The organism is Larkinella sp. C7 (genome assembly GCF_006149005.1).
Taxonomy (GTDB): Bacteria; Bacteroidota; Bacteroidia; order Cytophagales; family Spirosomataceae; genus Larkinella.
Genome location: NZ_VBSL01000081.1, coordinates 1 through 639 on the forward strand (window position 1 = coordinate 1; position 639 = coordinate 639).

1 protein-coding gene is annotated in these 639 nt (G+C 44.8%); it reads right to left on the bottom strand.

The window, feature by feature from the left end; genetic code table 11:
* Positions 1–313, bottom strand: a 313-nt coding sequence (locus FH871_RS34445; protein WP_305036613.1) for a CHAP domain-containing protein, incomplete at its 3' end; no start/stop codon positions are given.
* Positions 314–639: the final 326 nt, after the last annotated feature.

Below are 639 nucleotides of genomic sequence, written 5' to 3' on the forward strand. Positions count from 1 at the left end.
CTGAAGAATTAATATCAAAGCTTCCACGATAGTCACCAATTGATTGGTTACCAGCATAGTTAGCTTCATTAACAGTAACAGTAGAACCATTTACTGACGTTACATAGGCAACGTGACCATAGCCACCACCATCATTTGGCCAAACAACAACAGAACCAACTTGCGGAGTTGAACCAGTTGTATGACCAGCAGCTACTGCACTAGAACCCCATTGATTTGCATTACCCCAGTAGTTACCAACCCAAGATGCTAATGATTTAACACCCCAAGTACNNNCAAGTACATTGTCCAGCTGGATAAGTGTTTGTATCATCAACTGGTGCAGCCGCTGCTGAAGTAGTAGTAGATTGTGAATCTTGGTTAGCAGAATCATCGGCAGCTGGTGCTTGTTGAGTAGCAGATTGATCTTGCTGTTGTTGATCCTGATTTTGATCTTGTGCAGGAGCTTCTGAAGATTCAGTAGTTGGTGCATCACTTGCAGCCTCTGAAGCTGATGTTTCAGCCGAAGCAGATTGATTGTCTGCTTGTTGTTGCTGATTTTGTGTAGCAGCTTCTGATTGAGCAGCAGCTTGAGATGCAGCTACAGCTTCCGATTCTGAACTTGCAGCTGAAGCGGAAGCCGCCGCACTTGCAGCTTGT